This is a genomic window from Streptomyces morookaense (assembly GCF_013030945.1).
Lineage (GTDB): Bacteria > Actinomycetota > Actinomycetes > Streptomycetales > Streptomycetaceae > Streptomyces > Streptomyces morookaensis.
Genome location: NZ_JABBXF010000183.1, coordinates 1 through 2,305, shown reverse-complemented (window position 1 = coordinate 2,305; position 2,305 = coordinate 1). Strand labels below are relative to the sequence as shown.

Below are 2,305 nucleotides of genomic sequence, written 5' to 3'. Positions count from 1 at the left end.
GGTTCCCTGTCAGGGCTTTCTTGCGTTGTAAACAGCGCACGGTTCCTGCCGAAGTGGCAGGATGTACGCCTCCAAGGCCCAGAGCCAGCGAAGAGGTGAGCCCCGTGCCGTCGCACGTGTCGCAGTCCCGGACGCAAACGCAGACCGTCGCCGTCCTCGGAACCGGAAAGATCGGCGAGGCGCTGCTCAGCGGCATGATCCGGGCCGGCTGGTCGCCCGCAGACCTGCTGTGCACCGCCCGTCGTCCCGAGCGCGCCGAGGCGCTCCGTGCCCGCTACGGCGTGGAGACCGTCAGCAACGTCGACGCAGCAAAGGGCGCCGACACCTTGATCCTGGCCGTCAAGCCGCAGGACATGGCGGTCCTTCTCGACGAGCTCGCCCCGCACCTGCCCGCGGACCGGCTCGTCATCAGTGCGGCAGCCGGCGTGCCCACGGCCTTCTTCGAAGAGCGGCTCCCGGCCGGCACCCCGGTCGTGCGCGTCATGCCGAACACTCCCGTCCTGGTCGACGAGGGCATGTCCGTCATCTCCGCCGGCTCGCACGCCTCCGAGGAGCATCTGCTCCGTACCGAGGCCATCTTCAAGCCGGTCGGCAAGACCCTGCGCGTCCCCGAGTCCCAGCAGGACGCGGCCACCGCACTCTCCGGCTCGGGCCCCGCCTACTTCTACTACCTCGTCGAGGCCATGACGGACGCCGGCATTCTGCTCGGTCTGCCGCGCGACAAGGCCCACGACCTGATCGTCCAGGCCGCCATCGGCGCCGCCGTCATGTTGCGCGACAGCGGCGAGCACCCGGTCAAGCTTCGCGAGGCCGTCACCTCGCCGGCCGGTACCACCATCAGCGCCATCCGCGAGCTGGAGAAGCACGGCGTACGGCATGCCCTCCTCGCTGCGCTGGAGGCCGCCCGCGACCGCAGCCGCGAGCTGGCCTCCGGCAACGGCTGACGCGCCGGCGGTCCGCCTCCGTTCTCTTCAGACGGACGGAAGCAGGCCCATCGCCCGGTACGCCGCGTCGACGGTCGGGCGCGCCAACTCCCGTGCTCGCTCGGCACCTTGGCGTAGCACACTGTCGACGTACGCCGGGTCGGCGGTCAGCGCAGCGTGCCGCTCCTGCAGCGGGCGCAGCACTTCGAGGACGGCCTCGGCGGTGTCCTTCTTCAGTGCGCCGTACGAGTCGTAGCCGGCGGCGAGGTGCTCCGGCTCGCCGCCTGTGCAGGCGGACAGGATCTCCAGCAGGTTCGCCACACCGGGCCGCGCCTCGCGGTCGTACGCGACGTCGGTCCCGCTGTCCGTCACCGCGCGCATGATCTTCTTGCGCACGACGTCGGGCTCATCGAGGAGATAGACGATGCCTGCCGTCTCCGCGTGCGACTTCCCCATCTTGGAGGTGGGGTCCTGGAGGTCCATGACGCGCGCCGCCACGGTCGGGAGCACCGCCTTCGGCACGGTGAAGGTGTGGCCGTACCGCTGGTTGAAGCGCACGGCCAGGTCCCGGGTGAGCTCCACGTGCTGGGCCTGGTCCTCGCCGACCGGTACCTCGTCCGCTCCGTAGGCCAGGATGTCCGCGGCCATCAGTACGGGATACGTCAGCAGGGACAGCCGCACGCTCCCGCCCGACTCCCGCTCGCGCGCCGATTTCTCCTTGTACTGGATCATCCGGCGCATCTCGCCGTCGGTGGCGGTGCACTCGAGGAGATACGAGAGCCGGGTGTGCTCGTCCACGTGGCTCTGTACGAAGAGCGTGCACAGCTCCGGGTCGAGTCCCGCCGCCAGGAACAGCGTCGCCGCCTGCCGGCTCAGCCTTCGTACGCGGGCGGGGTCGTGCTCCACGGTCAGCGCGTGCAGGTCCACGACGCAGAAGAGGGCGTCGGCCCGGTGCTGGTCGGTCTCGACCCACTGGCGGATGGCACCCAGGTAGTTGCCCAGGGTCAAGTGGCCGGTCGGCTTGACGCCGCTGAAGATGCGGGTGGACTTCGAGGTGTTCACGGGTGCTGCCTCCTGGTGGACGGAGCCACCGCCACGGACAGCAAAACGGCCGCCGAGGCGGCGGCCGTTGAGTGCATGCGAGTGCGCACAGGGGATGGGCCGCCGTCAGGCGGCCCACCACAGCTGAGGACGGGCATGCATGGTCATGCGGCGACAGTACGCCCGGCAAACCCCCTTGCGCCACCGGTTTGATGGCACGTACAGGCTCGTGTAGAGTTCTTCGAGTTGCCACGGCGTCCGCGAGGAAGCCGGAGCAGCGGTTCGAGCCGCAACGGCGGCGATCCACCACTTGCACGGCCCTTGAACGGGATGGATTTCGG

General features: G+C 69.7%; 2 protein-coding genes. One reads left to right on the top strand and one right to left on the bottom strand.

Features of this window, described 5'->3' with window-relative positions:
- The first annotated feature begins 104 nt into the window (after positions 1 to 104).
- Positions 105 to 944, top strand: coding sequence for a pyrroline-5-carboxylate reductase (gene proC, locus HG542_RS34045; protein WP_268256439.1), 840 nt, complete (start codon positions 105 to 107; stop codon positions 942 to 944).
- 27 nt (positions 945 to 971) lie between these two features.
- On the opposite strand, the gene trpS is transcribed toward proC, so the two are convergent.
- Positions 972 to 1,985: a tryptophan--tRNA ligase gene (trpS, locus tag HG542_RS34040; RefSeq protein ID WP_171088289.1), complete on the bottom strand. Its 1,014-nt coding sequence runs from the start codon at positions 1,983 to 1,985 to the stop codon at positions 972 to 974.
- Positions 1,986 to 2,305 lie beyond the last annotated feature (320 nt).